This is a genomic window from Bacteroides sp. AM37-9, assembly GCF_003603455.1.
Taxonomy (GTDB): domain Bacteria; phylum Bacteroidota; class Bacteroidia; order Bacteroidales; family Bacteroidaceae; genus Bacteroides; species Bacteroides xylanisolvens.
Genome location: NZ_QTNF01000004.1, coordinates 20,745 through 27,597 on the forward strand (window position 1 = coordinate 20,745; position 6,853 = coordinate 27,597).

Here is a 6,853-nt window from a genome sequence, read left to right on the forward strand (position 1 = left end):
TAAAGTTATATATGTTTAATCGTAATAGTCCCGTCCTGATATTCTACACGTACTTTTTCCAGTTTATTCAGCAGTTCCACTGCCTCGTCCAAATGAGCGTTGCGGTTCGCCCAAAAGTTCAGGCGGATATTATATAGTTCCACCCGTTCAAAGTCTACGTTCACGTTGTACCATCTGCCCAGAGAACTCATAATTTCTTCCAGTGACGAATCTTCAAAATAGAACATTCCTTCTGTCCATGCCGTATAGGTAGCTATGTTGACACGCGATATTTTCTCTTCTCCGGTTTCCGTATAAGTCAAGTCCTGTCCGGGTTGAAGCACTACGGACGTAAGGCTGTTCGTGTTGGTCACTTGCACTTTTCCCTGCACCAATGTCACGTGGCGGTCTTCTGTTGCGTATGAACGTACATTGAATTTAGTACCCAGTACATGGGTATCCATGCCGTCGGCACTTACTATAAAGGGACATTTTTCATCCTTTGCCACTTCAAAGCAGGCTTCACCTTTCAACTCTACCCGTCGTTCCTTCCCGTTGAATGCGACAGGATAGCGCAGGCTACTTTCAGCATTTATCCACACTTTAGTCCCGTCGGACAGTACCAATAGGAAACTTTTTCCACGTGGTGTAGTCAACGTTTGGCAGCAGGTGGTATCCGGCGTCAATGTTTTCCATTCTTTGATGTCCATCACACTGTCTTCCAACAGTTGTTGTTCATGATGGCCGTCCATTTGCAACATCACATGTTCTCCACTGACAGTTGCGGCAAAGAATCGCACCGGTTCCTCTTTTTTTATAAAGAAAGAAGGAAGTAAAGAAGGTATAAGAAAGGCCAAAACCAAAACGGCAGCCACAGCAGAAGCCGCTACCCAAATACGTGTTTTCATTTTTGCCTTGCGTCTCCTATCCAAGCTTTCACGCATCACAGCTTCCTTGCAAGCCATCAAGTCGAGAAATAGTTCCTTGTTTTCAGGTACGCTAATCCACTGGTTGAACTCTTCCGTCTCCCTTAGTCTCGGTTCCTGTATCGCACGCAATGCATAATCTGAATTCTGGTCTGGATTTTCCATCATAATAATCAACTGTTTATCTTAATACGTAGAGCCAACCGAAATTAATGACACCTATGAGAGATTTTTTTTCTTGATGGAAATTCAGAAGAACAAAAGATGAAGCCTGTATACCAATGACGATAACACACAAATGCACTATTCCAACGGTTCACAGGTTTCACCATTGAGATGAACAACTATAAATCAGACATTTATGGTGAAGGGAAGCAGAAAAACAAAGCAAACAACCCTTCACATCCTTCACCTCTTTTTTCATATGCTATGAGCTAAAGTAAATATGCTATAAGCAAAAAAGAATATGCTATAAGCAAAAATAAATTAGCTTATAGCAAATGACCCGTTGGGTATTAACTTTTGAGTTATCAAGTATTAACTCTTGAGCTATAAGGTATTAACTCTTGAATTATCAGGCATTAATACCTTGTTTACAGGAGATATATGCCGTGCGTATTGGACATATAGATCCAATATGCTAGACATATAGATCCAACACGTCAGACATATATGCCCAACAAATCCATATAAGTGCGTGAAGGGTGTGAAGGGTTATTTACTTTGTTTTTCCTACTTCCATTCACCATAAATATCTGATTTATAGTTGTTCAGCTAAAGTGTGAAACAAGTGAAGAGCAGGATTCAACATTAAACTGTAATAAGTAAAAAGACACTCAATCGTTTACGGAGTATTTTTAAAGCCCGGGCAATATGGGTTCTGACTGTATTATCACTGATATTTAATATTTCACTAATTTCCGCACATTTCTTTTCATTCAGAAAAAACTCTTCCACTACTATGCGCATTTGCGGCGCCATCTGGCGGATACTCTCCTGCATCCGGTCTATTTTATCTTCGTAGTCCCGATACTCTTTGGCAGTCCAACCGCTATAAAGTTCTTCCAAGTATCTTTCCGCATTCCGGTTCACTACATTCTGATGACGTATGTGGTCAATGCAACGGTTTTTCACCATAACATAGAATAAAGGCAGCAAATCAGTCTTCCCTTCAAACTGCTCGCTGTTTTCAAGTACTGAGCAAAACACATCACTCAATACATCCTTTGCGCTTTCTCCGTCATTCAGCAGATTATATGCATGAATATAGAGCTTTTGCCAATATTTCCTATACAATACAGCTATGGCATTTTGGCTACTATTCATATCTTTGTGGTTACTTTTTGCATTTAATTAAGCACAAAGATAGCCAAATAACACAAAAAGCAATCAATTCATTAAAAAATATTAGAAATCATATTCTAATATATTAACGTATCATTTCTTTTCAAGAAGATGCGGTTTGTAATCGTATCCGGAAGTTCTGATTCATAATGTGTTACCATAATCATCGTCTTATCTTTACGTTTACAGAAGGCTTCGATCACCTTTTTGACCCGACGACGATTGTAAGTATCCAATCCATGAAGCGGTTCGTCCAAAATCAGTAATTCAGGATCTTTGACGAAAGCACGTGCCAACAGAGCCAGACGTTGCTCCCCACTGGAAAGCTGCAAGAAAGGTTTGTCTTTCAAATCGGCAATGCCGAATATATCCATCCACCACTCACATACAGCCATCTGCTCCGGTTGGGGGCGTTTGTACAGTCCGATACTGTCGTGCAGTCCGCTGGCTACGATTTCAATAGCCGGCAAGTTTTTGAGATAAGCACGATGCATCTCGGGACTTACATATCCGATGTGTTTCTTGATTTCCCAAATACTTTCTCCGGTTCCCCGTTTGCGTCCGAAAAGGCTGATGTCGCAAGCGTATGATTGTGGATTATCCGCACAAACCAAACTCAATAATGTAGACTTTCCTGCACCGTTCTCCCCGCTCAACGCCCATTTCTCCCCACGATGCACTGTCCAGTCCAGTTCGTTCAGAATAGTGCGGTCGCCATAGCGGATACTTACCTTATTCAGTTTCACCACTTCGTCCGAGTCATAGTTGTTGCCGTCATAAGGCAAATCAATAATCCGTTTCTGCAATTCATCGAAAGAAGTAGTTGCGTCTCTGTTGCGGAAAGCAGTCAGGTAGGCTTCGCGTTCCATCTTGGAAAACACTTCCATTTTATCAACAGGGATAACGTGAGTGATAAAGGAAGGTATATCATCCATCATGGAAAGCACCAGAATAATCTGGACGGACGACATTTTTGTCAGACGTTCGAGCAAAGAGAATAACAATTCGCGGGTAGGCGCATCCAGTCCGATAAACGGATTATCCATTATCAGAACGCGGGGGGCTGTCAACAGTGTCTTTGTGAGCTGGAATTTACGCAGTTCACCACTTGAAAGAAGGATTATCTTTTTATCAAGAAGAGGTTCGATGCGGAAGAGCTCGAACAGTTCATTTTTCAGTTGTTCGTCTTTAATCTCTCCCAACATTTCGCGGACGTCCGGCGTTTCATCCTGGTCGTGCGCATTCCAACGCTGTTGGTAGTAATAATTGGCATCTGCCGCTCCATAAGTATCACGGAACGCGATATATTTCACATTATCATAAACAGTTTGAGTAGCGGAAGGGGAAAAGTCATACTGGAGTGTTCCTTCACGTAGCGGATATTTTCCGATTAATGTATCTACAAAAAGGCTCTTGCCACCCCCATTGGGACCTACAATGGCTATATGTTCGTTCGCTCCGATAGTTGCCGTGATAGGTTTGGCTAAACGCACAAGCGGGTTGCGTGCTACGCCCCCCGCCATGCAGAATGTATTTTGGCTCATATTCTTATATTCTGTTTTATTTTTGACCGCAAAGGTAACAATTTTATCACAGAATAAGCACTTTTCTTGTCTATTTACAGGAAAACCGTATTAAAAGTTCCTTTTTAGCAATATCCCTTATTGAAATTTCTTATCTTCTTCGAGAAGCTCCTGGCTAAATTTCTCCGGCGACAGAGGGGTAAAGAGTTCTATAAGATTTTCTTCGGGGTCGCGCAGATACAAGGTACGCATCCCCCAATCGGGCATATCCGTAGGTTCACTGATAAACGTCACGCCTTTGGCTTTTAGGGCGGCAAAGGTTTCGTCTACGTTATCTACATAGAATGAAACCATTAATTTTTCACGCATCGCAACGGGTTGCTGCTTATCTGCATTGCCTACCGAAGGTGCCATCCAGTCGGATACAAAAAGGGCGAAGCCTTCTATTCCGTCGGCTACTTTAAAACTGGCGTATCCGCTATTTTCATCTCCCCAAGCAGGTTCTAGTCCGAGTTGTTCGGTGTAGAATTTGAAACATTTGGCGAAGTCCTTCACTAATAATCTTACGTTGCTGAATTTCATTGTTTACTGATTAATGGTTTGTTATTTGTTTCTTATAATCAAGATACAAATATAATCATTCTATCGGGTAAATCCGTAAGGCGGACATTCAAAATTAGTGATATTCAGTTTGTATTCCATCATATCTTTCAATTCATGCACCGGACGTTCCAGTTCATAAGGTATCGGCTGCTTGCTGAATTGCTGGAAATAGAGCAAGCAGGCATCTTTCCACCACACTGCGTCACGTGCCTGAATCTTCAACCGGTGCTGTACGTCACGGAATCGTTCCGGGTCGATGTATTTCTCCATAGGCGCCCATAACTTCTGGAAGTTTCTGGTTTCTTGCACCCCACGATCATAAGCATAGCACAACTCTGCCCAAAGTGTACGCCCGCTCTTCATCCGATGATTCCAGAGAACATGGTGAAACCAAAGAAGCAGGTTTTCGGGACAGGTGTCTACATTATCCAGTTGTTCGCATAAAGGAGAGTGATATTGTGCGGTCGCATTGCTCCCTTTGCTGCTGCGGTCGAATCCGATACCGCCGTCATCTGCCCTATGGTAATAAGAAGGCATCCAGTCGGGACGGGCACCGGGAATATCACACCAAGGCTCGGGCCCGTAATGATGTCCCCATGCAAAGATGTGATGCAGTCCTAACGGCATCATATAATCTACTACTGCTTCCCTCGACTCTTGGAGAAGTTGAGAGTTGAGAAGGGAGAGTTGAGAGTAAAGTTGTTGTCTCTCTTTGGGAGATATTTCATTGACGGAATTGCGGGATGGTTGTCCGGCAATAGGAAGGAAGGTTTGTTTCAGCCACTCTTCGCCTATCTCTTCGGATGAAAGGGAATGTTTCCAGGCAAGACGCCCGAAAGCATACCAGTTGGCTTGCGCAAAAGGATGTCCGCACCAATTGATGTCATCACCGATATTGGTGACACCGGCAATAGCCGTCAATGAATGGGGGAACAAGGAGCCGTCCGTCACACGGGCGATGGTAGAGCCTGCGCCTTGTACGTAAGTGTCGCTGTCCAGACATTCTTTCCACATGGGAGCGAGAAAAACGAGATGGTTGGAGAATCCCAGATATTCCTGTGTTATCTGAAATTCCGGCATCACGGGTGTTTTCTTCATGGCTCCGAATAACGGGCTGAACGGTTCGCGGGGCTGGAAATCAATCGGGCCGTTCTTTATCTGCACAATGACATTGTCGCGGAACTTTCCATCCAAAGGTTCAAATTCAAGATAGGCTTGCTTGGCCCGGTCGCTGTCCGTGGGCGAATAAACGAAAGCACGCCACATGACGATGCCGCGATAAGGTTTCAATACATCGGCAAGCATGTTCGCCCCTTCGGCATGAGTACGCCCGTAGTCACATGGTCCGGGTTGTCCTTCGGAGTTTGCTTTCACCAAAAAGCCTCCGAAATCGGGTATCAGCGAATAGATATCTTTGGCTTTTTTCTTCCACCAGGCAATCACCTCTTTATCCAACGGATCGGAGGTGGATAAACCACCTAAAGCTGCCGGGGAAGAAAAGTTAATTGAAAGATATATTTTCAAACCATAAGGACGGAAGATGTCTGCCAGAACTTTGACTTTCTGCAAATAATCATCAGATAGTATCTTAGGACTTGCATTGACATTATTTATCACAGTAGCATTGATACCAATGGAAGCATTGGCACGTGCATAGGCTTCATAGCGGGGAGAAACAACAGAAGGAAGTTCGTCCCATTTCCAAAGCGAATGTCCGGCATAGCCACGTTCGATTGTACCGTCCAGATTGTCCCAATGATTCAAAACGCGAATCCGGTAATCCGGTTTTTCGGAGACATTTAAAGACTTCAATGTTGATTCGGATAATTGCCCGGTGGCTTGCAGACGAAGCAGATGATAAGTTCCGTAAAGTATTCCTTGCTCACCGGAAGAAATGATTGTCAGATGGTTACCGTCTTTAGAAGCGCGGATGATGTACCCGTCATTTCCTAATGCACGCAGTTCCTTATTCTTCTGTATTTCCAGCGTTATGGGGATTCCTCCCTGCCAGAAGTTCCGCAATTCGGAAACGGCGATATTTAATGTGGGAGACTGTTTCTTATTCATTATTATTGCTTTTGCTCCCGTTGAATAACGAAGCCACAAAGCGCTCCCATCTTCTGCATAAACAGAGAAAAAGCTGAAAAACAGGACAAATGTCAATATAGATATAATCCTCATAAGTAATAGTTCAAAATTCGTTTCACGAATGGGTATTTAAGGGTTAAATGGGAATTTAGCAGTTAGGCTGAAAGCCTTACAATTATATATTTATTGGGGTGCCCTGAAAGGGCTTAATTATATAGCGTAGGGCAACGCCCTACGAAAAAAACACACCAGCCACAAGCCCTGAAAGGGCGGAACTGTATACAATTATGCCCTTTCAGGGCGCAAATTCAGATTGTCGTTTTTACGTAGGGCGTTGCCCTACGCTATATAATTAAGCCCTTTCAGGGCACTCCGCAAAATTATCATTTA

The 6,853-nt window shown here is 43.4% G+C and carries 5 protein-coding genes; all 5 read right to left on the reverse strand.

Going from position 1 to position 6,853, the window contains the following annotated elements; genetic code table 11:
* Positions 1–5 precede the first annotated feature (5 nt).
* The gene (locus DW862_RS03975) at positions 6–1,073 is read right to left on the reverse strand and encodes a FecR family protein (protein WP_120067319.1); all 1,068 of its coding nucleotides are present in this window, start codon (positions 1,071–1,073) and stop codon (positions 6–8) included.
* A 642-nt stretch (positions 1,074–1,715) separates the two neighbouring features.
* Positions 1,716–2,231: an RNA polymerase sigma factor gene (locus tag DW862_RS03980; RefSeq protein WP_008026044.1), complete on the reverse strand. Its 516-nt coding sequence runs from the start codon at positions 2,229–2,231 to the stop codon at positions 1,716–1,718.
* Positions 2,232–2,326: 95 nt separating this feature from the next.
* Positions 2,327–3,793, reverse strand: a complete 1,467-nt coding sequence (locus DW862_RS03985) for an ATP-binding cassette domain-containing protein (RefSeq protein WP_120067320.1) — start codon at positions 3,791–3,793, stop codon at positions 2,327–2,329.
* Positions 3,794–3,910: 117 nt separating this feature from the next.
* On the reverse strand, positions 3,911–4,354 hold the full coding sequence (locus DW862_RS03990; protein ID WP_008026041.1) for a VOC family protein: 444 nt from the start codon (positions 4,352–4,354) through the stop codon (positions 3,911–3,913).
* A gap of 60 nt (positions 4,355–4,414) precedes the next feature.
* The gene (locus DW862_RS03995) at positions 4,415–6,556 is read right to left on the reverse strand and encodes an alpha-glucuronidase family glycosyl hydrolase (RefSeq protein ID WP_120067321.1); all 2,142 of its coding nucleotides are present in this window, start codon (positions 6,554–6,556) and stop codon (positions 4,415–4,417) included.
* Between the last annotated feature and the right edge of the window lie 297 nt (positions 6,557–6,853).

What these genes read in the sequence shown, in the direction of transcription:
- DW862_RS03975 (WP_120067319.1), bottom strand. Translation starts at nt 1,073, where the DNA reads ATGATGGAAAATCCAGACCAGAATTCAGATTATGCATTGCGTGCGATA.
- DW862_RS03980 (WP_008026044.1), bottom strand. Translation starts at nt 2,231, where the DNA reads ATGAATAGTAGCCAAAATGCCATAGCTGTATTGTATAGGAAATATTGG.
- DW862_RS03985 (WP_120067320.1), bottom strand. Translation starts at nt 3,793, where the DNA reads ATGAGCCAAAATACATTCTGCATGGCGGGGGGCGTAGCACGCAACCCG.
- DW862_RS03990 (WP_008026041.1), bottom strand. Translation starts at nt 4,354, where the DNA reads ATGAAATTCAGCAACGTAAGATTATTAGTGAAGGACTTCGCCAAATGT.
- DW862_RS03995 (WP_120067321.1), bottom strand. Translation starts at nt 6,556, where the DNA reads ATGAGGATTATATCTATATTGACATTTGTCCTGTTTTTCAGCTTTTTC.